Origin of the sequence: Bradyrhizobium sp. Pha-3, assembly GCF_042258325.1 — a bacterium.
Taxonomy (GTDB): Bacteria; Pseudomonadota; Alphaproteobacteria; order Rhizobiales; family Xanthobacteraceae; genus Bradyrhizobium; species Bradyrhizobium elkanii.
Map to the genome: position 1 here is coordinate 7,881,204 of NZ_CP170151.1, position 24,544 is coordinate 7,905,747.

Annotated in this window: 22 protein-coding genes and 1 tRNA gene; 10 read left to right on the top strand and 13 right to left on the bottom strand. The window is 65.4% G+C overall.

The window, feature by feature from the left end:
- The first annotated feature begins 10 nt into the window (after positions 1–10).
- Positions 11–145, top strand: a complete 135-nt coding sequence (locus ACE10X_RS37645) for a hypothetical protein (RefSeq protein WP_256521274.1) — start codon at positions 11–13, stop codon at positions 143–145.
- A 13-nt stretch (positions 146–158) separates the two neighbouring features.
- On the opposite strand, the gene ACE10X_RS37650 is transcribed toward ACE10X_RS37645, so the two are convergent.
- The 5 genes from ACE10X_RS37650 to ACE10X_RS37670 form a co-directional block, all read right to left on the bottom strand.
- Positions 159–485 (bottom strand): hypothetical protein, encoded by a 327-nt coding sequence (locus tag ACE10X_RS37650; protein WP_018273595.1) that lies wholly within the window; start codon positions 483–485, stop codon positions 159–161.
- A gap of 217 nt (positions 486–702) precedes the next feature.
- Entirely contained in the window at positions 703–1,002 is a 300-nt protein-coding gene (locus ACE10X_RS37655; protein WP_369529623.1) for a hypothetical protein, read from the bottom strand.
- A gap of 201 nt (positions 1,003–1,203) precedes the next feature.
- Positions 1,204–1,280: transfer RNA gene (locus tag ACE10X_RS37660), tRNA-His, on the bottom strand.
- 190 nt (positions 1,281–1,470) lie between these two features.
- Entirely contained in the window at positions 1,471–1,905 is a 435-nt protein-coding gene (locus tag ACE10X_RS37665; RefSeq protein WP_028336028.1) for a phasin, read from the bottom strand.
- Positions 1,906–2,177: 272 nt separating this feature from the next.
- Positions 2,178–2,576, bottom strand: coding sequence for a phasin family protein (locus ACE10X_RS37670; RefSeq protein WP_038387364.1), 399 nt, complete (start codon positions 2,574–2,576; stop codon positions 2,178–2,180).
- Between the two features lie 355 nt (positions 2,577–2,931).
- Here ACE10X_RS37670 and ACE10X_RS37675 point away from each other — a divergent pair, with 355 nt between their 5' ends.
- Both ACE10X_RS37675 and ACE10X_RS37680 read left to right on the top strand, forming a co-directional pair.
- Positions 2,932–6,957, top strand: coding sequence for a histidine kinase dimerization/phospho-acceptor domain-containing protein (locus tag ACE10X_RS37675; RefSeq protein WP_375763653.1), 4,026 nt, complete (start codon positions 2,932–2,934; stop codon positions 6,955–6,957).
- A 449-nt stretch (positions 6,958–7,406) separates the two neighbouring features.
- Complete coding sequence (locus tag ACE10X_RS37680; RefSeq protein ID WP_038387358.1) at positions 7,407–8,234, top strand: metallophosphoesterase; 828 nt, start codon at positions 7,407–7,409, stop codon at positions 8,232–8,234.
- Here the strand turns inward: ACE10X_RS37680 and ACE10X_RS37685 are convergent.
- On the bottom strand, positions 8,173–8,658 hold the full coding sequence (locus ACE10X_RS37685) for a Crp/Fnr family transcriptional regulator (protein WP_038387357.1): 486 nt from the start codon (positions 8,656–8,658) through the stop codon (positions 8,173–8,175). The two genes, ACE10X_RS37680 and ACE10X_RS37685, sit on opposite strands and share 62 nt — an antisense overlap.
- Positions 8,659–8,788: 130 nt before the next feature.
- Positions 8,789–9,583 (bottom strand): alpha/beta fold hydrolase, encoded by a 795-nt coding sequence (locus tag ACE10X_RS37690; protein WP_038387356.1) that lies wholly within the window; start codon positions 9,581–9,583, stop codon positions 8,789–8,791.
- Positions 9,584–9,738: 155 nt separating this feature from the next.
- On the opposite strand from ACE10X_RS37690, the gene ACE10X_RS37695 reads away from it, so the two are divergent.
- From ACE10X_RS37695 to ACE10X_RS37705, 3 genes are all read left to right on the top strand, one after another.
- Positions 9,739–10,392 carry a GntR family transcriptional regulator gene (locus ACE10X_RS37695; protein ID WP_080583515.1) on the top strand — a complete coding sequence of 218 codons (654 nt, stop codon included), beginning with the start codon at positions 9,739–9,741 and terminating at the stop codon, positions 10,390–10,392.
- Positions 10,389–11,918 carry an aldehyde dehydrogenase gene (locus ACE10X_RS37700; RefSeq protein ID WP_038387355.1) on the top strand — a complete coding sequence of 510 codons (1,530 nt, stop codon included), beginning with the start codon at positions 10,389–10,391 and terminating at the stop codon, positions 11,916–11,918. Before ACE10X_RS37695 ends, ACE10X_RS37700 begins: the two co-directional genes overlap by 4 nt.
- Before the next feature lie 78 nt (positions 11,919–11,996).
- On the top strand, positions 11,997–13,364 hold the full coding sequence (locus ACE10X_RS37705; protein ID WP_028336020.1) for an MFS transporter: 1,368 nt from the start codon (positions 11,997–11,999) through the stop codon (positions 13,362–13,364).
- Positions 13,365–13,423: 59 nt separating this feature from the next.
- Here ACE10X_RS37705 and ACE10X_RS37710 read toward each other — a convergent pair whose 3' ends face one another.
- The 6 genes from ACE10X_RS37710 to ACE10X_RS37735 form a co-directional block, all read right to left on the bottom strand.
- Positions 13,424–14,407 (bottom strand): carbon-nitrogen hydrolase family protein, encoded by a 984-nt coding sequence (locus ACE10X_RS37710; RefSeq protein WP_038387354.1) that lies wholly within the window; start codon positions 14,405–14,407, stop codon positions 13,424–13,426.
- Positions 14,408–14,420: 13 nt separating this feature from the next.
- Positions 14,421–14,948: a Tautomerase enzyme gene (locus tag ACE10X_RS37715; protein WP_304557096.1), complete on the bottom strand. Its 528-nt coding sequence runs from the start codon at positions 14,946–14,948 to the stop codon at positions 14,421–14,423.
- A gap of 103 nt (positions 14,949–15,051) precedes the next feature.
- Positions 15,052–16,059, bottom strand: a complete 1,008-nt coding sequence (locus ACE10X_RS37720) for a GlxA family transcriptional regulator (RefSeq protein WP_375763654.1) — start codon at positions 16,057–16,059, stop codon at positions 15,052–15,054.
- A 777-nt stretch (positions 16,060–16,836) separates the two neighbouring features.
- A complete protein-coding gene (locus ACE10X_RS37725; protein WP_375763655.1) occupies positions 16,837–17,481 on the bottom strand; it encodes a GNAT family N-acetyltransferase in 645 nt (214 codons plus the stop codon).
- 1 nt (position 17,482) lies between these two features.
- The gene (locus ACE10X_RS37730) at positions 17,483–18,133 is read right to left on the bottom strand and encodes a 3-oxoacid CoA-transferase subunit B (RefSeq protein WP_018268725.1); all 651 of its coding nucleotides are present in this window, start codon (positions 18,131–18,133) and stop codon (positions 17,483–17,485) included.
- A gap of 24 nt (positions 18,134–18,157) precedes the next feature.
- Positions 18,158–18,865 carry a CoA transferase subunit A gene (locus ACE10X_RS37735; protein ID WP_028336014.1) on the bottom strand — a complete coding sequence of 236 codons (708 nt, stop codon included), beginning with the start codon at positions 18,863–18,865 and terminating at the stop codon, positions 18,158–18,160.
- Between the two features lie 245 nt (positions 18,866–19,110).
- Between ACE10X_RS37735 and ACE10X_RS37740 the strand changes: the two genes are divergently transcribed.
- From ACE10X_RS37740 to ACE10X_RS37755, 4 genes are all read left to right on the top strand, one after another.
- Positions 19,111–21,075: an AsmA family protein gene (locus ACE10X_RS37740; protein ID WP_069280107.1), complete on the top strand. Its 1,965-nt coding sequence runs from the start codon at positions 19,111–19,113 to the stop codon at positions 21,073–21,075.
- Positions 21,076–21,235: 160 nt separating this feature from the next.
- Positions 21,236–22,621, top strand: a complete 1,386-nt coding sequence (locus ACE10X_RS37745; protein ID WP_028340607.1) for an ABC transporter substrate-binding protein — start codon at positions 21,236–21,238, stop codon at positions 22,619–22,621.
- Between the two features lie 203 nt (positions 22,622–22,824).
- A complete protein-coding gene (locus ACE10X_RS37750) occupies positions 22,825–23,694 on the top strand; it encodes a carbohydrate ABC transporter permease (protein WP_038387345.1) in 870 nt (289 codons plus the stop codon).
- Complete coding sequence (locus ACE10X_RS37755; RefSeq protein ID WP_016843362.1) at positions 23,691–24,542, top strand: carbohydrate ABC transporter permease; 852 nt, start codon at positions 23,691–23,693, stop codon at positions 24,540–24,542. Before ACE10X_RS37750 ends, ACE10X_RS37755 begins: the two co-directional genes overlap by 4 nt.
- Positions 24,543–24,544: the final 2 nt, after the last annotated feature.

Sequence of the window (24,544 nt, forward strand, 5' to 3'; positions counted from 1 at the left end):
GGAGGCGAAAATGAATCAGCACGCTGATTCGCGAAAGAAAAAATTTCTTGCAATCCGCAAAGTGGCCAAGATTACCGGTGCGTTTTGCTTTTTGAGTCACACCGAACTTATGACGCAACCGCAAATGGAAGCGCTAAGCGTTTGATTTGACTCAGGGCCTAGCGTTTTCCGGCAGCTTTCGCGCGCTCGCGCTCGATCCACTTGCGCTCGATCCAGCCGAGCAATTGCGCGGTGGGTTTCTGCAGGAACGGGACGTCCTGCGCGAACAAAAGGAGTCCGAGCGGCAGCATCCAGAGTCCGAGCACCGGCAGGAAGCTGAAGATGCCGCCGATGATCAGGAGGATCGCGAGCGGAATCCGCACATAGCGCGACGATGGCTTGCGCAGCCACGCGACGAAGCGCGCTGGCTTTTCCGGCAGCTTGGCTTCGAACCAGGCGAAGTGCCGATCGATCTCTTGCTTGTAGTATTCGCTCACACGTCCCACTCCATCCGTTCCACGAGCGGAACAGATTTGGCAAACCACACAAGTCCCACAGATGATGCTGCGTGACAGCGTCACAAGGCGTCAGTCTGTCGCGCATCGCAGCCTTGAAATCGCGGCCTGGCGATCCAACGCCCGTTATCGCGCGAGGCGCATACCGGTTCGCGTGGTAACAACGCGTCAGGCTGGCGACGCTGGCATGCGCGCGATGTGAGCCTGTTCAGTGGGCCGACTTCTTCGCCTTGTGCGATTTGGAGACCTTCCGCTTCGCAGCGACCGGCCGCCGCTCGACGCGTTCGCTCGCCCTACGCGGCTCCGGATCTGCGCGGAAGAACACGCGGCAGGCCGGCGACAGCTGCGCCTTATTCCTGATCATGCAGGCCGTGATGCGATCGACGTCGGGAATCTCGGGGCTGCAAAGCCGGAACGCATCCGGCGTACAGGCCTGCTGCTGATCGGGCGTGTGGGCCTCACCCCGGCCCGGCAGCAGCAGCGCCGCAAGAGCGACGGCTGATGTCAACGCAAACGAAAAACTCCTTGAACCGGCGGTCCCCATGCGTCCCCCCAAAGGTGTCACCAAGGCGTCGTTAAGGCGTCGTTTCGGGGAGTGTGGGTGACGGGACAGAGAAGTGCAAGCGGACGCGATGACACGCCGGGCGATAAGGGCAAGCGACCTTGCGACGGTCTGATCTTGCGATGTCGCGCTGAGTGATCTTGCGGATGGTACAGTTGGGTGGGCTCGAACCACCGACCTCCTGTTCCACAGACAGGCGCTCTAACCAACTGAGCTACAACTGCATCCTGACGCGCGGCCCGCTCAAGCGGGGCGGCGATTTCGGGCGGAAACTAGGTGCAACGCCGCGCTTTGGCAAGGCCGTAACGCGCCGATTTCCGCTGTTATGTCGGGCCGCTCGACGGGCCCTTGGCCAGCAAAAAGGCCCGGACCGCTTCGGCCCGGGCCTTTCGCTGGTCTCCTAGAGGGCAGCGATCAGGCGGCCGGCTTGTAGAACTTCGAGGCGCTGGCCTTGATCGGCTCGGCGGTCTCGCTGGCGACCTTCTGGCCGAGCTCGGCCAGTTCCTTGGCCTGCGCGGTGTAGGTCTCGAACTGCTTGCGGGCGTGCGACGTCCACAGCTCGACCGCTTCGGTCGGCGACTTCACGCTGAACAGCTCCTGGGCGAAGTCGAGCGAGGAGGTGGTGTTGGCCTTGAAGAACTCGATCAGCTTGGCCGAATACTCGCTGGCGCCCTTGCTCACCGAGGTGAACACGGCCTCGACCGTCGAGTTGTGGGTCTCGGCAGCGTCCTTGAACTTGGCGTAGCTGTCGCGGGCCTGCAGAACGCCCTTCTCGGCGAACGCACGCATCTGCTCGGGAACTTCAAACGGAATGATCGAGGCGGAAAACGGATCGGACGGGTTGGTCATACGTGTAATCCTTCGCAACGGGTGAGTAGATGTGACCATTGCGGACGTCCCGGAGCCCATCAGGCCGGGAGCGCTGAAATGGATCACGCTGCCTTGATTCACGGGAGTGCCCTTCGTCGGGCGCGCCTAATAAACACCCATATCATGTCAATTTTGTGCAACGCAACGTAAGATCGCGTGCGACGCCATATTTTTTATGTGGCGGAATAAAAAGTTACCGCGGCCGACCGAGGCTGAACGCGCCAGGGTCGGCCGCGGCCAATGCGCCTCGATCAGTTCTTCGGCTTGACCGCGTCCATCGCGGCGCGGCTGACGGCCTGGCCCATCTCGCTGGCCTGCTCGGCGAGCGAGCGCATCTGGCCCTGCACATATTCGCTGTGCAGCCGCATGACGTCGCTGAGGTCCTTGGCCTTGAGCAGCGCCTCGGCGTAGTCCAGCGACGACTGCACGTTCTTTTCGGCATAGGACAGCGCCTTGGCCGAAAGGTCCTTGGCGCCGGCGCGCATCGTGGCGTTGCTCTCCTCAATCTTGCCGGCGGTGTCCTTGGCGTTGGTCACGAATTGCTCGAACGCCTTGCGCGCCTGATCGAAGCTCGCCTCCGCCATCGACCGCATGTCCTTGGGAATCTCGAACTTGGGGATCTCGAAATGGTCACGCCCGTTGTCGCTCATGGTCGCTCTCCCTCGCTTGCTGATCGACCCGCCGCTTGGCCCCGCGGGCCTAGGGCAAGATAGACGGCAGAATATATCGTGGCACTGCAATCGCCGGTGTGACGCGGCGCCGCCTGGTTCCGCATCGCGCGGCTCGCAGCGACCTCTCTTTGCCCGACAACGCCGAACGGCTGTGGATCGTTCAGCCAAGTTAACGTTATCCCGGCTTTGGCGGGGGCAGTTTCGCTTGCGGACATGGACCTGCCGCCCCCCAGTTGCGATACTAACCTTCTGTTAAGGCTGTCGTCCTGCGGCTGCCGGGCCTTCGGCTGAGCTTAAGGAAGAAAGCCAAACCCATGCGGTCAAATCTTGCGTGATGAGTGACGCGGAATTCCAGATCCAGGCGCTCGGCGATGTCAGGCTGGCGGATCATGCGACGGGCGCCCTGCCGGCATGGCTGTGGGCGGCCGACGGCGCACGGATTCTCTGGGCCAATCCGGTCGGCGCGCAGGTATTCGGTGCCGCCAACGGCGCCGAACTGGCAAAGCGCGGCTTCGGCCCGGCCGATCCGCACCGCCGCCAGGTCGCGCGGCTCGGCCACAGCCTGAACGCCAATGGCGCGGTCCGGCTGGAGCGGCTGCGCGGCTTCGGCGCGGCGCCCGGCGTGCTCGCGACCTGCGGCTGCACCCGGATCGACCTGCCGGACGGCAGCCATGGCATCCTGATGACCGCGCTCAACGCGACCAGCCGCGGCATGCCGCTCGCGGAACGCCTGCTGCGGCTGGTGCAGGGCTTGCAGCGTCCAGCAGCCGCCTTCACCAGCGACGGACTACTGGTCGCAACCAATGAGGCGGCGCGTGCGCTGCCCGGCCTGCACGATCTCACCGAAGCCGGTCTCGATGCCGCGCGCGGCGAGGCGCTGGCGCAGGGCCGCGCGGCGGCGAGCGTTGCGATCGGCCGCGTGGTGCTGCAGCGGATCGGCCACGGCGCCGATCGCGCGCTGGTCGCGCTGATCAAGCCGGCGCCGCATCTCGCCGCAAAGCCGGCGGCGCCGATCGTGCCTGAGCCGGTTGCGCTGGCAGCGTTCGAAGCTCCTGTATCCCCAGCAGTGACGCCGCCAGAGGCCGCGGCAACCGAGCCGCCGCCAGCACGGGTCGCCGTCGAACAACAAGCCGCGCATCACGAAGCCCCGGTGCAGGCCAGCGAAGCGCCGGCCACCTTCACGCTGTTCGATGCGCTCGATCCGACGCCGGAAGAAGCGGCCGAGCCGATCATCAGCGTGACTGAACCCGAATCTGCGGATGCAGCTTCATCTCCCGCACCAGTAGAAGCCGCGCCCATCGAGACCGCGGCATTCGACACCACGCCCGACGAAACCCCCGCCGTCGAGGAGCCGCTGTCGGAAGCGCTGATCGAGACCGCTGTGGAAGTGTGGGTCGAAGAGCCTGCAGACGTTGCTCCATCTCACGCGTCAGCAGAACAGGCGCACGCAGAGACAGCGCCTCTCGACACCACGCCCGGCGAAACTCCCGTCGTCGAGGAGCCGCTGTCGGAAGCGCTGATCGAGGCCGCTATGGAAGTGCCGGTCGAAGAGCCTGCAGACGTTGCTCCATCTCTCGCGTCAACAGAACAGGCGCACGCAGAGAAAGCCTCTCTCGGCACCACGCCCGACGAAACTCCCGCCGTCAAGGAGCCGTTGTCGGAAGCGCTGATTGAAATGCCCGCTGAGACGCAGGTCGAACAGCGCGTGCCGGAGCCCGCACCTGATCTCGCAGAGACGGCACGCACGCACGCGCCGGAAACATCAGCGCCGCCGGCCGATCCCGTCCCCTCGCCTTATGCGATCGCGGATGCGCCCGCGCCGCCGCCTGCCGCCGGACCGGAGCCCGCGACATTGGCGCCGGTGCCACCGCCGTCCTGGCTCGACGAGCCGTTGCCGGTGCGGCGGCATCCGCTGCGCTTCATGTGGCAGATGGACCACGAGGCCCGCTTCTCGCTCGGCTCCGATGAATTCACCCGGCTGATCGGCCTGCACACCGCGGCGGGCTTCGGCCGGCTCTGGAGCGATATCGCCGAGAGTTTTGGCCTCGATCCCGAAGGCCGCGTGATGCAGGCGTTCGCCAGCCACGACACCTGGAGCGGCATCACGCTGCACTGGCCGGTCGACGGCGGCGGCCGGCTGCCGGTCGAACTGTCCGGTCTGCCGGTGTTCGATCGTGCCAGGAATTTCGCCGGCTATCGCGGCTTTGGTGTGTGTCGCGACCTCGACGGGCTTGCGCGACTCGCCGCATTGCGCCGCTATGAGTTCTTCAGCGGCACGGTCGCGCCGCAATCGCTGTCGGCCGATGTCGCGCCGGCGCCGCGCAGCGATGCGCCGCCCGGGCCCGCCGCGCCGCCGGACAATCCTCCGCCGTACGCCGAGCCGCCGCCCGACACGAGAGCAGCAGCACCACCCGAGGAATTGACCGAGCCGACAGCAGCAGAGACTTCACACCGAGCCGATCCGGATCACGCCGTGGAAACGCACGAGGAAACGCACGAAGTGCGTCACGACCCGCCACCGAATGTGGTGCCGTTCCGTCCCGCCGGCGACACCCGGCCGCCGTCGCTGACGCCGGTCGAGAACAACGCCTTCAACGAGCTCGCCCGTCAATTGTCGGCGCGGCTCGAGAACGAGGCCGGCCTCGCCGCGACCACGAACGACAGCGTGCCGGCCGAGCCGGTCGCCGAAGTGCCGCCCGCAACCGAACCGCCGCAGGAAGCGGCGGCGGCACCGCAGGAGACGGTCGCGCCGCTGGAGCCGCCGGCGGAAACGCCAAAGGCCGGTTGGCTCGCTGCGGCCGAGCCGGCGCCGCGCGCCGACTCCCGGCGCGACCGTGCGCTGCTCGATCTGTTGCCGGTCGGCGTCCTGATCTACCGGCTCGACCGCCTGCTCTATGCCAACCACACCTTCCTCTCACGCATGGGCCATGACAGCCTGCATGCGCTGGAAGCCGCCGGCGGCCTCGACGCGCTCTATGTCGAGCCCGGCGTCTCGCAGGCGAGCAGCACGTCGGGCACCGGCACGCCGGTGACGATCTCGGCGAACCAGAGCACCGAGCACGGCGCGCAGTCGGTGTCCGCGGAGGCGCGGCTGCACACCATCACCTGGGATGACGATTCCGCGCTGGCGCTGATCTTCTCGCGCACGCTGGACGAGGATGCCGCGATCGCCGCTGCGCTCTCCGAACCGGAACCGGAGCCTGCGGCCACCGCCGAGCCGCTGCTCGCGCCGGCCGAGCCGCAAGCCGGCCACGCCGACGCCGAGGAGCTCGGCGCGATCCTCGACACCGCGGCCGAAGGCATCATCATGTTCGATGCCGAGGGCAACATCCATTCCTGCAACCGCAGCGCCGAGGCGCTGTTCGGCTATGACGGCGACGAGTTCGTCACCCGCAAGCTCGCCGACCTGTTCGCGCCGGAAAGCCAGCACGGCATCTTCGACTATCTCACCAGCCTGAAATCCGCCGGCGTCGCCAGCCTGCTCGACCATGGCCGCGAGACGCTCGGGCGCGTCCGCCAGGGCGGCATCATCCCGCTGTCGGTGACGATGGGCCGCACCCGCGCCGACGGGCCGAACTTCTTCGCCGTGTTCCGCGATCTGTCGCAGACCAGGAAGAGCGAGGGCGAATTGCGCGAGGCGCGGCGGCTCGCCGAACGCGCCGCCAACGCCAAGTCCGACATGCTGGCGCGGATCAGCCACGAGCTGCGCACGCCGCTCAACGCCATCATCGGCTTTGCCGAGGTGATGATCGGCGAACGCTTCGGCGCGCTCGGCAACGAGCGCTATGTCGAATACATGAAGGACATCCGCGCCTCCGGCGAGCGGGTGATCGCGATCGTCAACGATTTGCTCGACCTCTCGCGGATCGAGACCGGCAAGCTCGACCTCGCCTTCGCCAGCCAGAACCTCAACGAGATGGTGGAGAGCTGCGTCGCTGTGATGCAGCCGCAGGCCAACCGCGAGCGCATCATCATCCGCACCTCGCTCGCCCACACGCTGCCGCCTGTGGTCGCCGACGCCCGCGCGCTGCGCCAGATCACGCTGAACCTGATCGGCAACTCGATCCATCTCGCCAATGCCGGCGGCCAGGTGATCGTCTCGACCGCGCTGTCGGATTTCGGCGAGGTGATGCTGCGCGTGCGCGACACCGGGCAGAGCCTCAACGACAACGAGGTCGCCGCGGCGCTCGAGCCGTTCCGCGCCCCGACGCCATCAGATCAGGCCGGCTCCGGCGGCGTCAGCCTGTCGCTGACCAAGGCGCTGGTCGAAGCCAATCGCGCCAAATTCCAGATCAGGACCGGCGGCCGCACCGGCACGCTGATCGAGGTGACCTTCGTCCACGCCACGGCGCGGGCGTGAGCGGGACTTGAAGGGTTCGCGTTCAAGCGTAAGGGACGCACCGGCGGAGGGGCTCCCTCCCCCCTTGCGGGGGAGGGTTGAGGAGAGGGGTACCGCACGACGCGCTCTCTCCATTTGCAGAACGGCGCGGCCGAGACTGTGAGACCGACACTCATCGCAAAAATCTCGCCCGGGGCCACCCCTCTCCCCACCCTCTCCCGCAGGGGGAGAGGGAGCCGGACAGGCGTGCTCACCTCACTTGCCTGAGCGGCGCACAACCGCGCAAAATTCAAGTCGCTTCGAAATTCGCGCTCCACCGCCGCGCCAGCAGGACCAACTACTCGCCGGACACTGCGAACATCTGTCGCGTCGGACCCGCGCGACGCGGCATAGATCTTGCTGCGATTTGGCTTGTTTGAATTCATTGCCGTGCGACCCCGCCCGTTTTCCGGGCATTCGGATTTTCACCGATGCGCTGTCTTGTCGTCGCCGACCTGCATTACTCGTTGCCGCAGTTCGACTGGCTGCTGGCGGCGGCACCGCAATTCGATCTCGTGATCTTCGCCGGCGATGCGCTCAACCTCGGCTCGGCGGTCGATTTCCGCGCCCAGATCGTCGTCGTCACGAAATACCTGTCACGGCTCGCCGATCTCACGCCGGTGATCTTCTGCTCGGGCAATCACGACCTCGACGAGCGCAACCCGGAGGGCGAGAAGGTCGCGCGCTGGGTCGCTGGCATCAGGGAGTTCGGCGTCGCCTCTGACGGCGACAATCTGGCCATCGGCGACACGCTGTTCACGGTGTGCCCGTGGTGGGACGGCCCGCTGGTCAAGGCGCGGATCGACGAGCAGCTTCGCGCCGCAGCCGCGGTGCCGCACAAGCGCTGGGTCTGGGTCCATCACGCCCCGCCGGCGGATTCGCCGACCAGCTGGGGCGGCAAGCGCTTCTTCGGCGACGCCGAGCTGCTCGGCTGGATCGAGCGCCACCATCCGGCGCTGGTGATCTCGGGCCATGTGCATCAATCGCCGTTCATCCAGAGCGGCTCGTGGTTCGACCGGATCGGAGCGACCTGGGTGTTCAACACCGGCCTGCAGCCCGGCCGTCCCCCGGTCTACATCGTGCTCGATCTCGCGCAGGACAAGGCGTTCTGGCTCGCCGCCGGCGATGCGCAGATGATCGATCTCAAGGCGCCGCTGTCGCGGCCGGCAGCGCCTGTGTGCGATGCGCCTGACTGGCTCATATCCTTGGATCGGATTGCCGATCCGAGCCTGGCGCGACCTGCATCGGCGGCAGGTTGATCATGCTCTGCAGCACCTCGCCGACCATCGCCAGATGGGTGCCGTGATCGGCATATTGGTGCATCAGGTCGGCAAGATAGGTCGTGGCGACATGAAGCCGTTGTGCCAGCAGCTGCGCGATCAGCAGCGCCACCGCCGGCTGCTGGCGCAGGAACGACGCCGCATCGTCGAACTCGTAGAGGACGCAATCGGACGCCGTGCGCACCTTGGCGCTGTGCGCCCGGTCGAGCAGCACACTCATCTCGCCGAACACCGCGCCGGGCTCGTCGATGACTGCCACCAGGCTGTCGCCCTTGACAACTTCCACCTTGCCATCGAGCAGCACGAACAGGTGCCCGGTCTTGCCGCCCTCCTCGATGAAATCCGTGCCGGCCGACAGGCTGCGCCTGCGACCGCCGGTGCAGTGATCAAGGATCGCTCGCATGTTTCATCTCCGTCTCCGGTCAGACTAGGCAGAGATGCTGTCGCGTCAAACGGCATTAGCTGGGCGTTCTGCCCAAATTGTCGGCACGCCACCGCGTGACCCGCGGTGCGATCCAGCCGTTTGCACTGCCTCAGGCGGGGGCGTTATGCTTGACCGCCAGGAAATCGCCGATCGTATCGAGGAACAGTTTTGGCGATTGCAGCTGCGGGACATGCGCACATCCCGGAATGACCCTGAGCTTGGCTCTCGGCAGACCGCCTGCCAATTCGTATGACATCGGCGGCGGCGTTGCCTCGTCATATTCGCCGACCACGACGAGCGTCGGTATGGTCACGCTGCGTAGTTCGCCGCGAAGATCGAGGCTCGCCAACGCATCGCAGGCCGCGCAGAACACGTTGAGATCGGTGCGCAGGAATGCATCGCGGCGATCCTGCATCAGCGCGGGATGCTGCGCCTGGAAATCCGGTGCGAACAGCCGGCGCATTGCAATGTCGGTGATCGCGGCGAGCCCCTTCTCGCGTGAAACCCTGGCCATGTTGCGAAACGCCTCGCGGCCCGGCTCGGAGAACGCCGCACCGCTGTCGGCGAGGATCAGCCGGCTCGCGATCGCCGGGTGGCGCATCGCCATCTGCAGCGCGACGAACCCGCCATAACCATTGCCGAGCACGATGGCTGGCGTGCCATCAGCCGCATCATGCACCGCATCCGCCATCCGGTCGGCAATCGCGGCAAGGCCACCCTCAACCGCGCTCGACCGGCCGAATCCCGGTAGTTCCGGCACGATGGTCCGAAACGACCGGGCAAGCTCCGGCACGATCGCATCGAAGCTCGCGCGATCCGACAGCAGCGAATGAAACAGGACCAACGGCGGCCCCTCGCCCGACTGGGCTGCGTTGACTGTGCGGTTGGCCAAAAGCCTGTCCATCGTCGCTCTCTTTCAAATCGCGCCCGAAACTCGCGCATTTGGGCTCCGAAGCGCCCCTGCGGACGATTGATAAATCAAATCACCCGGATTTCAAGGATTTCGGCTTGACGTGATATTTCACAAACTGCATTTTGATGGGCAGGAGGCCCAATGAAATGATCCTTCTCCGCGAAAATATCTACGAAAACCTGCGATCTGATATTTTATCGTGTCAGTTTGCTCCCGGTGATGAAATACGAGAGCAGGATCTGGCCGAGCGTTACGCCGTCAGCCGCCAGCCGGTCCGGGACGCCCTGCTGCGGCTCGAGCGCGAGCACCTCGTGACGGTGCAGCCCCGCCAGGGCTACCGGGTCAATCCGATCTCGCTGTCCGATGCGCGCGATCTGCTGCGCTTCCGCCTTGCGCTCGAGCCGGCGTGCGTCGCCGAAGCGATCGAGAGCGCGCCCGACAGCATCCTGAAATCACTCGATGAATTCCGCCGCTTCTCCGGCAGCCATGAGGACTTCATCACCTACAATCGCGGCTTCCACTCGGCGCTGGCGCACGCATCGGGCAACCGCCGCATGGCGACCACGCTCTGCGACCTGATCGGCCAGGCCGATCGGCTGGTGCGCGTCAGCGTCTCCAATCTGAAGGGCCACGACCCGGCGAAGCTCGTCGCCGAGCATGTCGCATTGATCGACGCCATGCAGCAGCGCGAGGCACGCACGGCGGTCCGCATCATCAAGGCTCACATCGCGGCAACCGAAAAGCGCGTGCTGCCGGCACTCAAGCGCAACGCCGTCATCGTCGAAGAGAGGTCATCATGAACATTCCGTCGAAGCCCGCGACGATCGACGTCGAGATCCACGGCAACTTCATCGACGGACGCGAGGTCGAGGCCGGAGATGGCGAGATGCTCGACGTGCGCAATCCCGCGACCGGCGACGTCATCGCCCGGATTCCGAATTCGACCGCCGCGGATATCGACCGTGCGATGAAGAGCGCTCGCGCTGCATTCGAAGGCAAGGCGTGGGGCGGGATGGACACGAGGGCCCGCGCCCGGCTCGTCAACAGGCTCGCCGACGCATTCGAGGCCAATCTCGACACGCTGTACCGGCTGGAGACGTTGAACAACGGCCGTCCCGTCAACGAAACCCGCGCGCAGCTGTCGCGCTTGCCGGATTTCTTCCGCTACTTCGCCGGACTCGCGCTGTCGCGCCGTGATTCCGTCATTCCGGTCGAAGGCGCGTATCTGAACTACACCCTGCGCACGCCGATCGGAATCGTCGCCAACTGCACGCCCTTCAATCACCCGCTCATGATCTTGTGCAAGTCGCTTGCCGTCGTACTGGCGACCGGGTGCGTCACCGTGGTCAAGCCATCGGAATACACGCCGCTGACGACACTGAAGCTCGTCCAGATCTTCAGCGAGGCCGGACTGCCTCCCGGCGTCGTCAACATCGTGCTGGGCCTCGGCCAGAGCGCCGGCAAAATGCTCGCCGAGCATGGCGACATCAACAAGCTCGTGCTGACCGGCGGGACCGAAGCGGGCCGCATCGCGGGCAGCGCCGCGGCGAAGGTGTTCGCGCACCAGACCATGGAGCTCGGCGGCAAGACGCCGGTGATGATATTCGACGATTTCGACGTCGACCGCGCCGTCAACTATGCCGCGTTCGGCGCCTTCATCGGCGCCGGCCAAACCTGCGTTTGCGCGTCGCGCCATATCGTGCAGGCCTCGATCTACGACGAGTTCGTCGAAAAGCTGCAGGCCAAGACCCGCACCATCCGCATTGGCGATCCGTTCGATCCGAACACACAGCTTGGGCCGGTGATCTCGGCACGCCAGCGCGACCGCGTTCTCAGCTATGCACGCTACGGTCATGAAGACGGCGCGCGGCTGCTCACCGGCGGCGTGGCCGCAAAGGTCGCCGGCCACGACAACGGTTATTTCGTCGAACCGACCGTGTTCGCCGACGTCAAATCCGACATGCGGATCTTCCAGGAGGAGGTATTCGGTCCCTTCACCTCGGTGACCCCCTTCAAGGACGAGGCCGACGCGCTCCGGCTCGCCAACGACTCGCCGTTTGGTCTCGCCGCCGCCATTCGCACCTGCGACGTCGCGCGCGCGCATCGCGTGGCCGCCGCGGTCAAGGCCGGGATCGTCTGGATCAACGATCACCACCGGCTCGATCCGGCCTCGCCCTGGGGCGGCGTTGACGATTCCGGCATCGGCCGGGAATGCGGCACCGAGAGCTTCGACGACCATTTCAACACCAAGAGCGTGATGGTCGCGACCCACGAACAGCCGTTCGATTGGTACCGCGACACGGCCAGCCAGCGCCGGTTGAACTAGCCGCAGTCGAGCAAAGCGGCAAACCGCCCACAGATGGCGGGCCGCATCACCGAGGAAACAGTCGAGGGGAGAGCGTATATGTCGACATCGGTCAATGCCGGGAGCCGTCTCGATCGGCTACCGATCGGACCATTCCATCGCCGGATCATGATCCTGATCGGGATCGGAATGTTCTTCGACGGTTTCGACATCTATATCGCCGGCACTGTGCTCGGCGTGACGCTGAAAACCGGGTTCTCGACGCTCGCCCAAAACGCCGCGTTCATCTCCGCAACCTTCGTCGGCATGATGCTCGGATCTTTCGGCACCGGCTTCCTCGGCGACCGTTACGGACGACGCTTCACCTACCAGTTCAATTTGCTGCTGTTCGGTATCGCGTCCCTGGCGGCGGCGTTTGCGCCAAACATGGCCTTTCTGATTGCCTGCCGTTTCGTGATGGGCGTCGGTCTCGGCGCCGAAAATGTTGTCGGCTATTCCACGATGACCGAGTTCGTGCCGGCCCGGAGCCGCGGCAAGTGGCTCGGCTTCACCGCCGTCTGCGTCGTGACTGGCCTGCCCATCGCGCTGCTGGTCGCATCGGTCGTCGTCCCGCAATTCGGCTGGCGCGCGATGTTCGTGCTGGGCGGCGTCGGCGCCCTGATCGTCTGGTACCTGCGCAAGTCGCTGCCGGAGTCGCCGCGCTGGCTGGAGGCGGTGGGACGCACCGCCGAGGCCGAGGCGCTGATGCAGGCGATAGAGAAGGAAGCTTCCCAGGGGCAGCCCTTGCCGGCGCCCGCCGCTGCAACGCCGGCACCGGTTTCGCCCGATCTCGCCACGCTGTTCACTGCGCCGCTGCTGTCCCGCATGATCGTCGGCGCGGTATGCCTGATTACCATCAATACGCTGCTCTACGGATTCGTGACCTGGCTGCCGGTGTTTTTTATCAAGCAGGGCCTGTCCGTCGCGACCTCGTTCGGCTACTCGCTGCTGATGGCGCTTGGCGCGCCGATCGGCTCCGCGATCGGCGCCCTGACCGCCGACCGCTGGGGCCGCAAGCCCACGATCATCGGCGCGTCGCTGATCTCGATCATCCTCGGCGTCATCTATCCGATGATCTCGGATCCGTTCCTGCTGCCGGCCGTCGGCTTCGCACTGACCGTGCCGATCTATGTCCTGGTCGCGCTGTTGTTCGGCATCTATATTCCCGAACTGTTCCCGACCGAGGTGCGGCTGCGGGCATCCGGCATAGTCAACACACTCGGTCGAGGTGCCACCATCGTGACACCATTCCTGGTCGTGATGCTGTTCGAAGCGCGCGGCGTCGCCGGCGTGATGGCCCTGATGATCGGACTGCTCATCGTGCAGATCATCACCGTATGGGCGCTCGGCATCGAGCCGCGGCACCGCAGCCTCGAGGAGCTCAAGGGCGAGGAATCACCATCCGCAATTCCGCAGGAAGCTTCGTGAGGCGGAGCGACCTTTCTCGCGACAAGCTTTGACGGCGCGGGATACCCGCGCCGTTCGCGTCACTCCCACATCTCCGGCGTGACACGCCCGGCGAAGCCGCAGTCGATGACCCGCTCCTGCGGATTGCGATCGACGATCAGCCGCAGCAGGTCGGGGCGCGAATAGTGGCCGCCAATATCGCACAGCGCCTTGGCGGCGAGCACGGCCTCCCGCGATCCGTCCGCGATCAGGATCGTCTCGCCCTGCGCCGGACCTGCAATGACCTCGCCGCGCGGATCGATGATGACGCTGTCACCGCTGTACTCGATCGTCGAGAGCTCGCGGTAGCGTTCCGGCGTCGCTTCGTGCGAGCGCATGCCGCCGACCGCGATGACGTAGCAGCCGGCCTGCGAGGCGAACGCCCGCGAGAGCAACAACTGCCGCGGCCAGAGCGGCGTCGGCGACGGTGGCGCCACCGCAGGCTCCCGCCCCGGCCACGCCGCTACGTGGATCTGCGTTCCCTGCGCGGCCAGCGCATAGCCGGGCAGCATGGTGTTGTGCTCCCAGCAATTGCGGCCGCTGATCCGGCCATAGGGCCGCTCATGCACCCGCAGCCCCGCCGCGTCGCCGTCGGCCCACACCGAGCGCTCGTTGAAGGTCGGCTTGAGCTTGCGATGGCGGCCGAGCAGCCGTCCCTCGCGGCCGATGAACAGCAGCGTGCAGTAGACCGTGCCCCTGGTCACGGTATCGCGTTCGGCGACGCCGATCACGACATCCAGTCCGGCGGCCTCGGCGGCGGCGCAGAGCCGGTCGGTCGCGGGCGAGGGAATCTCGACCGCGTTGTCGAGATATTCGGCCATCGCGCGAAACGTGTTCGGCCCGGTCGGCGCGTGACAGAAGAAGGGATAGCCGGGCAGCCAGGTCTCGCCGAAGGCGGCGATCGTCGCCCCCATGGCGCCGGCCTCGCCGATCAGGCGGCAGGCCTTCTCCACCGAGGCGTCGCGATCGAATGGCACCGCGGCGGCCTGGACCGCCGCGAGCCTGAAATGCGTGTCGGATGTCATGGCTTTGCCCGCGTCAGTCGACGCCCTTGCGGACAGCGTCGAGCGCGCCCGCAAGCAACTCCAGCGCCTTGACGCGCCGCCGTCGCGCCAGACGCGCCTCGCCGACCTTGCGCTCGTGCTCGCCGGCGATGAAGGCCTGGATGTCCGGCAGCGGACGAATGATGCCACGGCTGCCCCACTGGCCGTCGGGGATCTCGGTCGGAAACACCCAGACCTGCGGCGCCACATCCTCGAACGCACCGCCGGCGGCGCGCACCACTGCATCGGTCACGTCCTTCACCAGCGCCGCGCGCGAGGCCTCGGTGTACTGGCCTTCCGGCACGGTCGGGACAATCCGGTAACGCGGCGATGGTGATGGCTGGCCCGCCACATAAACGGCGGCCGGCCGATGCAGGAAGACAACGGTGACGCCTTGCGCGACCTTGTTCGCCGGATCGAACCCCTCGTGACCGATCAGGATATCGCCGAGCTCCTTGATGAGCCGCGCTTCTGCTTCCGGCTTCAGGGCTCCTTCGGGAATTGTCACGTCGATCATCGGCATTGAGGGGACCTCCTGTTGTTGACAGCACGAGGTCTATGCGCGGCGTGCTCCCGGCAGCAGTGGCAGTATCGCCATTTTGGAGGCAAATTCGGACACGGCGTTCTCAGCTCGCGGCGGCCCTGCGCACGAACCGGCGCTGGTATTCGCGTGGCGACAGCCCGGTTTCGCGCTTGAACAGACGACGGAAGGTCGACAGGTCGTTGTAGCCGACGCGCGCGCTGACCGCGTCGAGCTTCAGCCGCGTGGTTTCGATCAGGCGTTTGGCCACGTCCACCCGCAGCGCTTGCAGATATTGCAGGGGTGCCTCGCCGACCGCCAGCTTGAAGCGGCGGTTCAGGGTGCGCTCGCTGACCGAAAGGTCGCGGGCCAGCCTGGCCAGACTGAAGCCCTGTTGCAGCGACTTCTCCATCATGCTCTGCGCCCGCGCCACCAGCGCGTCGGAGTGCTGCGTGTCGCGCGCGCGGCTGGCATAGGGTGCCTGCGAGATGCGATTGCTGTCGATCAGCATCAGCTTGCCGGTCTCCGCGGCCACGTCGGCACCGGCGAATTTCTCGACCAGCCGAAGCGCGAGATTGAGCGAGGTGGTCACCGCGCCCGAGCAGACAATGCGGTTCTGCTCGGTGAGGATCTCGGCGACGCGCAGATCGACCGCCGGGTAGCGCATCGCGAATGTCCGTCCCTTCGCCCAATGGGTGGTGGCAACCCTGCCGTCGAGCAGGCCGGCCTCGGCGAGGATGAAGCTGCCGGTGCAATAGGACGCGAGCAGGGTGCCGCGCTCATGCTGCCGCCGCAGCGCCGCGAGCAGCGGCTCGACGGTATCGAGCCGCGCGAAGAAGCGTTCGATATCGCCGACGAACGGTCCCGGGATCACCACCGCGTCTGCCGAAGACCGCGCGCCGATCGGTCCGTCGACGCCGATGATCTGGCCGGACGCCGTCTGGACCGGCCGGCCACTCAATGACTCGACGCGCCACCGCAGCTGAGACGGCTTGCCGTTGTGACGCTGGGGCCGCCGCGCCGTCACCGAATTGGCGGCGGTGAACACGTCGACAACCCCCGCCACACCCGAAGCGAGGATGCCGTCACAGACCCAGATCCGGATGAGTGGCATGGCGTGTCCGATCTTGCACAATATGGTACAATTCTGCCATCGCATGGACGGCCGGACAAGCCGGCGGCGGCGGGCGCCGAATGTGAGGCGCTGTGTGACTGCCCGACGGGCAACTCAGCAAAAACCTGTCAATCCGCGCCCGCGAAAATATTTCGCTTTATCAGAAGAACGACTCAGTGTATAGAAACACCCGTCTCACCCGATCGAGGGGCGCTTCGCGGTCGTCACGAACGTGGGTCGAGATGCGGTGGACGCTGCGCGTGGTACTGACGAGAGCACGCGCGGCGGACGGTCAAGTCGTGCAGGCCTGACGCCCTAGCGGCAGGTGTCCTTTCGCAAAACGCGCAAGCGCTTTTGCGAAAGCGGTGACAACAAAGCCCAGTCTCGCCGGGGTGAGCACGTATAGCCCGTAAACCATCGCGCAGGGAAAGCCGGGTTGTTTCCGGTTACACCTGTGGTCCTACCCCCGTGCTTTCTACCTATTGCACGGGGCCCATGGGTGCGATCGGCACCCGGCTTTCCCTGCGCCCTCTGCTTTCAGAGCGGCGAAACGAAATGCAAAGCTCGGGCGAAATGCGCCGCGAGAATGCGGGCGTACGACTCAGAAGGCGCACAGCACATTCGGTGTCGTCCCTGCAACGCAGGGACCCATAACCACCAATGCTGATCATTGCGCGACGATGGAACGACGAGTCCCGTTCACAACACAAGCTGCGGCGTATGGGTCCCTGCGTTCGCAGAGACGACAGCGGTGTATGTGGCCGCGTACCGCCCCGTTCACATCGCCCGCACAAATCGGCGAAAGCCCGGCGCGCCGGTCAGCGCTTCGAAGGCGGCGTCGCGCTTCTCTTCGGCGAAGGCGAAGCCGGCCTTGGCATAGCAGCGTTCGGCCGCGTCGTTGCCGATCAGGAACGAGATCGATGCCCGCGCGTAACCTGCCGCCTTGCCGTCGGCGAGTGCGCGGCGGATCAAGTCCTGCACCAGACCGCCGCTGCGATGGGACGCTTGTCGGGCGACATGCTCGATCAGCCAGTCGCCCTCGCCGCCTTGTACCCAGCAGTTACGGGCATAGCCGCCGCGCGCGACGATGGCATCGGCATCCATGCCGGTCTCTGCTGCGACCTCCTCGATCGCCGCACGTGCCGCGACGACGGTTCCGGATGCCGGCATCGCGCACAGCGCGGCGGCCGGCGCGCCATCGACTTCAGCGATCAGGAAATGGGCGACGTGGTACCATGACTTCACCCGCGCCACGGCGAGCCGCGTCATGAACGCCAGGCATTCCGCCTCGCCCCGGTCGAGCGCGATGTCGAACCAGCCGCGCGGCAACGGGCCGCGCTGCGCGGCCAGGACGGTGCGGGCGATGAAGCCGGCGTCGTCTGATCGTGCGGGACGGATCGAGGATCGTCCCGCGCCGATCATCTCAGGTGTTCTTCAGCGCGACGCGGAATTCGGCCTCGGTCTTGGCCTTGACCTCATCGAGCGTGACGCCGTCGGCAAGCTCGATCAGCGCCATGCCGTCCTTGCCGTGCTTGTCGATGGTGAATACCGCAAGGTCGGTGACCACCATGTCGACCACGCGCTCGCCGGTCAGCGGCAGGTTGCACTGTTTGAGCAGCTTGGGGCCGTCCTTGGCGGAATGCTCCATCACGACCACGACGCGCTTGACGCCGGCGACGAGGTCCATGGCGCCGCCCATGCCCTTCACCATCTTGCCGGGGATCATCCAGTTGGCGAGGTCGCCGTTCTGCGCCACCTGCATGGCGCCGAGGATCGACAGATCGATATGGCCGCCGCGCACCATGCCGAAGGAATCGGCCGACGAGAAATAGCTGGTCGAGGGCAGCTCGCTCACCGTCTGCTTGCCGGCGTTGATGAGGTCGGCGTCCACCTCGTCCTCATAGGGGAACGGGCCCATGCCGAGCATGCCGTTCTCGCTCTGCAGGCTGACGTCGATGCCGTCGGGAATGTAGTTCGAGACCAGCGTCGGAATGCCGATGCCGAGATTGACGTAATAGCCGTCGCGCAATTCCTTGGCGGCGCGGGCCGCCATCTGTTCACGGGTCCAGGCCATGAGGCTCTCCTGAAGGATAATGTTTTAAGCGGCGGGCCGCGGACGGGTGTTGCGGAACTCGATCCGCTTCTTGCCGGTCCCGACCTCGATGATGCGCTTGACGAAGATGCCGGGGGTGTGGATGTGGTCCGGGTCGATCTCGCCGGCCGGCACCAGATGCTCGACCTCGGCGACGGTGACCTTCGCCGCAGTGGCCATCATCGGGTTAAAGTTGCGCGCGGTCTTGCGGTAGACAAGGTTGCCGGCGGTGTCGCCCTTCCACGCATGGACGATGGCGACGTCGGCGAACAGGCCGCGCTCCATGATGTACTTCTCGCCGTCGAATTCCTTCACTTCCTTGCCCTCGGCGATCAGCGTGCCGACGCCTGTCTTGGTGTAAAAGGCCGGGATTCCGGCGCCGCCGGCGCGGATGCGCTCGGCCAGCGTGCCCTGCGGGTTGAACTCGAGCTCGAGCTCGCCAGCGAGATATTGCTGGGCGAACAGCTTGTTCTCGCCGACATAGGACGAGATCATCTTCTTGATCTGGCGCGTCTCCAGCAGCCGGCTGAGGCCGATGCCGTCGACGCCGGCATTGTTGGAGACGACCGTGAGGCCCTTGACGCCGGACTCGCGGATTGCGTCCGACAGGGTCTCGGCGATGCCGCAGAGGCCGAAGCCGCCCGACATGATCATCATGCCGTCCTTGAGGAGACCATCGAGTGCCGATTTGGCGTCGGGATAAACTTTGTTCATGCAGCGAATACCTGATGGAGGGCGCGGAACGGCTGTGGCAAAGCGGATTATTAGGCGAAATCTTCGCAGTGCGTCAATCACGGCCGGGTGCGGCGACGGGCGGCGGCCTGCGGCAATCAACATGGCCTTGAAAGCGACAAGAAAACCCTTCAGGTTGCGTGGGTTGGCAGGGGTCTCCGGCGAGAGCCCGCTGTGTTCGACGACGACCCGACAAAACTCAACCCGACCCGGATATGTCATTGACGATGGCCCAAGGAATTAAGCGCCTGGGGATGCCGATCGCGGCGCTTTTCGGCCTGGCGCTGGTCGGGCTGGTCGGAACGTCGTGGTTCCTCAACCGGGACGCGCTGCAGCGGGCGGTGGAAGCGCAGATCCGCGCCGTGACCGGGCTCGAGCTCGTCGTCAACGGCCCGATCGACGTCTCGGTTTTTCCCGGCAGCTACGTCTCCTTTCATAATGTCGGGCTGAAGGGCGCCGATACCATCGGTCCCGCCCTGCAGGTCGACGTGCTGACTGCCAATCTGCGCCTGCTGCCGCTGTTGCTGCGGCGGTTCGAGATTGCCGACGTCATGATGCTCCGTCCGCATATCCATGTGGTCCGCGACGGCGCCGGCGAGAGCAATTGGACGCCGTTCGTCGAGACCATCGCCAAGGCGATGACGCCCGGCGCCGAGAACCAGGTGTCGTTCTCCGAAATCCGGATCCAGGACGGCGAGCTGAACTACCAGGACGGCACCAACAACATCTCCGAACAGCTTGGCGATATCGACCTGTCGCTGGCCTGGCCCTCGATCTCGCGCTCCTTTGCCGCAACCGGCCAGTTCGACTGGCGCGGCGAGCGCGTCGACGGCTCGATCAGCGCTAGCGACTTCGTCGCGCTGCTGTCGGGCGACCGCTCCGGCCTGAAGGCACGGCTTGCCAGCGCGCCGCTGAAGGTTGCTTTCGACGGAACCGTCGCCAACCGCACCAGCCTGATGATGGAAGGCGTCGCCACCATGGACAGCCCGTCGCTGCGCAACGCGTTGCGCTGGATGGGACAGGCCCCGCCCGGCGGCGGTGGCGGCTTCGGCCGCTTCGCGCTGAAGGCCCGCGCCAATGTGGTCGGCGGCTCGGTCGCGCTCACCAATGTCAATGTCGAGCTCGACGGCAACGTCGCCGAGGGCGTGATGACCTACGCCAATAACGGCCGGCAGACGCTGCAGGCGACGCTTGCCGCCGGCAATCTCGATTTCACGCCTTACATCTCGACGTTCCGCCTGCTGGCCAGCGGCCAGCGCGACTGGAACAGGCAGCTGTTCGACCTGTCCTCGCTGTCGTCGACCGATCTCGACATGCGCCTGTCGGCGGCCAAGGTCACGGTCGGCCCGTCCAAGCTCGGCCGCACCGCATTCGGCGCCAATCTGCGCGGCGGCGCGCTGGCGCTCAGCGTCGGCGAGGCGCAGATGTATGGCGGCATCGCCAAGGGCTCGTTCGCGATCGCGCGCTCGGATGCGGTCGCCGACGTCAGGGCGCAATTCCAGTTCACCGATGTCGATCTGCAGGCCTGCGCCAGCGAATTGTTCGGCATCAACAAGCTGTCCGGCCGCGGCAACCTCAACGTCTCGCTGACCGCCTCGGGCTCGAGCCCGTTCGGGCTCGCATCGTCGCTCGACGGCACCGCGACGCTGAACGGGCATGACGGCGCGATCGCGGGCTTCAATGTCGAGCAGCTCTTGAAGCGGCTGGAGAAGCGGCCGCTGTCCGGCGGCGGCAATTTCCGCTCCGGCTCGACGCCCTATGACAATCTCAGCATCTCGGTGAAATTCGCCGACGGCGTCGCGACCGCTGACGACATCCATGTCGAAAGCCCCACGGCGAAGATCACGCTGACCGGCACGGCCTCGGTGCCGTCGCGCGAATATGATCTCAAGGGCGTCGCCAGCCTGACCTCGGCATCGGCCGGCGGCAACGGTTTCGATCTGCCCTTCGTGATCCAGGGGCCGTGGGACGATCCGCTGATCTTCCCCGATCCGGAAAGCCTGATCCGCCGCTCGCCGGCCTCCGCCCCGCTGCTCGATGCGGTGAAGGATCGCAAGACCCGCGACGCGGTGCGCTCGGTGATCGAGCGCTTCACCGGCGGCGCCGCACGGCCCGCGGCCGCGCCCGATGCTGCGGCAGGCGCGCCCGGCAGCGCACCGGCAGCGTCGGCCGAGAATGCGAAGTCGAACTGATCGAATCCATTCACTTTGCGCATCGATGCACCGGGACCGATCCACGCGCTCGCCGCAAACCCCTACACAAGTCGGCGGCGCGACATCTTTATCGGGTCACGGGCATGCGCTAGTGTTTTCTCCAACCGGTTAAAAAGCCGGCCTCATGAGGGAGAACAACGTGAGATCCAAGGTTATCGGTGCGCTATCAATTGCGGTCGCCGCGGTCGGCCTGTTTGCCGCAACTGCACCTGCTCTCGCCCAGGGCAAGACGATCACCGTCTGGTGGGGCAAAGGATTTTACAAATCCGAAGACGACGCGCTGCTCGAGACGATCAAGAAATTCGAAGCCAAGACCGGCATCAAGGTCGAACTGTCGCAATACGCGATCCAGGACATGATTCCGAAGACGGTCGCCGCGCTCGATTCCGGCACCGTGCCCGACGTCGCCTATTCCGACTCCTACGACGTGCAGGCGCAGGGCAAATGGGCCTATGAAGGCAAGCTCGAGGATCTCTCCGACATCCTGCTGCCGATGAAGGACGCGTTCGCGCCGAACACGCTGGAGACGGCGCTGCTCTACAACGACGTCGCCAAGAAGAAGGCCTATTACGGCTTCCCGCTGAAGCAGCAGAGCATGCACGTCCAGATCTGGGGCGACATGCTCGAGAAGGCGGGCTTCAAGGCCGCCGACATCCCAACCAAGTGGGAGGATTACTGGTCGTTCTGGTGCGACAAGGTGCAGCCGGCAATCCGCAAGGCGACCGGCCAGCGCATCTACGGCGTCGGCCAGCCGATGGGCGTGGAATCCACCGACTCGTTCCAGTCGTTCTACACCTTCATGGACGCCTATCACGTCAAGCTGGTCGACGACGACGGCAAGCTGCTGGTCGACGATCCCAAGGTGCGCGACGGCTTGATTCACGCGCTGAAGGACTACACCGACACCTACATCAAGGGCTGCTCGCCGCCCTCCTCCACGACCTGGAAGGATCCGGACAACAACGTCGCCTTCCACAACAAGACGATCGTGATGACCCACAACTTCACGATCTCGATCGCGGCGAAGTGGTTCGAGGATTCCACCAACCCGGCGCTGACCGATGCGCAGCGCGCCGCCGGCAAGCAGGCCTATGAGCAGGACATCATCACCGCGTCCTTCCCGAAGGCGCCGGACGGATCGACGATCCGCTACCGCTCCGACGTCAAGACCGGGCTGATCTTCGCCAACGCCAAGAACAAGGCGGAAGGCAAGCAGTTCATTGCCTTCCTGATGCAGGAAGACAATTTGCGGCCCTATGTCGAGGGCGCGCTCGGCCGCTGGTTCCCGGTGACCAAGGCAAGCCAGGCGAGCCCGTTCTGGCAGGCTGACCGGCATCGCAAGGCGGTCTACAATCAGTTCACCGGCGGCACCGCGCCGTTCGACTTCACCAAGAACTGGAAGTTCACCATCCTGAACAACGAGAACGTCTGGGCCAAGGCCATGAACCGCGTCGTCAGCGAGAAGGTGCCGGTGGACAAGGCCGTCGACGAACTGATCGCCCGCATCAAGCAGGTCGCGGGGTAGCAGTTGCGAGACCGACTGCCGCAGCACATTTCCCTGGTCGTCCCTGCGAAAGCAGGGACCCATACGCCGCGGCGGTCGTTTTCGAGAATGCTGGTCGACGGCTTTCGTGCAATAACGAAAGCCGGTGGTTATGGGTCCCTGCTTTCGCAGGGACGACAGGGTAGGCGTAGGCGCAAGCGGTAGCTTGCTCAAAGAGTAACCGTATGGCGATCACACTCTCCGCATCCGATGTCCCCTCGCCGCCGTTGTCGGCGCGGCTGTCGCCGCCGCAGGTCTGGGGCATCGTGCTGCTCGCGCCCTATCTGCTCGTCTTCCTCGCCTTCGTGGTCTATCCGGTCGGCTACGGCCTGTGGCTGGCGCGCCATCCGGCGAGCTATGTCGCGCTCTATCACGACCCGATCTTCGCCCGCGCGGCGATCAACACGCTGATCTTCCTGGTCATCGGCATCAACATCAAGATGCTGATCGCATTGTTCCTGTCCGGCTTCTTCGCCCAGCAGCGGCCGTGGATCAGGTGGCTGTCTGTCATCTTCATCCTGCCCTGGGCGGTGCCCTCGATCCCGACCATCCTGTCGGTGCGCTTCATGCTCAATCCGGAATGGGGCGTGGTCAACCAGCTGATCTTCAAGTTCACCGGCGACGACGGCCCGAACTGGCTGAACGATCCTTCGGTCGCGCTGGCGATGGCGATCGGCGTGCACATCTGGAAGTCGCTGCCGTTCTGGACGCTGATCCTGCTGACCGGACGGCTCGCCATCTCGCACGATCTGTACGAGGCGTCCGACGTCGACGGCGCCAATTGGTGGCAGAAATTCCGCTACATCACCTGGCCGTCGATGCAGACGCTCTACGTCACCTGCACGCTGCTCTCGATGATCTGGACGCTCGGCGACTTCAACAGCGTCTATTTGCTCACCGGCGGCGGGCCCGCCGACCTCACCCACGTGCTGTCGACCCTCGGCATCCGCTATCTGCGCCTCGACCAGCTCTCGCTGGCGATGGCCTCGATCGTTTGCGCGATGCCGTTCGTGCTGCCGCTGGTCTATTACATGATGAAACGGTTGTCGCGATGAAGCTGCCCACCCTCCGCGAAGTCGGCACCGAAGCCAAGCTGCTGCTGATCGGCATCCCGGTCTTCATCTGGACCATGATCCCGATCTACCACATGTTCGTGTTCGCGATCTCGCCGAAGGAGGACGCGTTCTCCGGCAAGCTGTGGCCGACGCATCCGACGCTGCACAATTTCGAGATCGTGTTCAACCAGCAGCACTACTTCCTGCGCGACTTCTGGATCCAGTTCTGGAATTCGACCGTGATCGCGCTCGCGGTCGGCGCGCTGACGCTGTTCGTCGCGACCGCCGCCGCGTTCTCGATCTCGCGGCTGCGCGTGCCGGGCGGCCGCGCCGTCATGAACATGGCGCTGTTCACCTATTTCATTCCGGCCGCGTTCCTCGCCGTGCCGATGTACCGCACCATGGGCAATTACGGCCTGCTCAACAATCACTGGTCGCTGATCCTTGCGATGGTGACGATCGCCGCGCCCTACGCGATCTGGGTCCTGAAGCAGGCCTCCGACAAGCTGCCGGTCGAGCTCGACGAGGCCGCGACGATGGACGGCGCCACCACGCTTCAGCTGTTCCGCCTGGTCTATGTGCCCTTGATGATGCCCTCGCTGGTCGCGGTCGGCACCTATGCGATCCTGCTCGCGTGGAACGAATATCTCTACGCGTTCCTGCTGCTGTCGAAGGACACCGACATCACGCTGCCGGTCGCGCTCGGCAACTTCCTCGCCGCGGACGACTCGCCGTGGGAGCTGTTGATGACCACCGGCTTCATCTACGCATTGCCGCCGGCTGCGGTCTATTACGCCTTCAAGCGCTACATGGTTGGCGGGCTGACGGCAGGCGCCGTCAAGTCGTGACG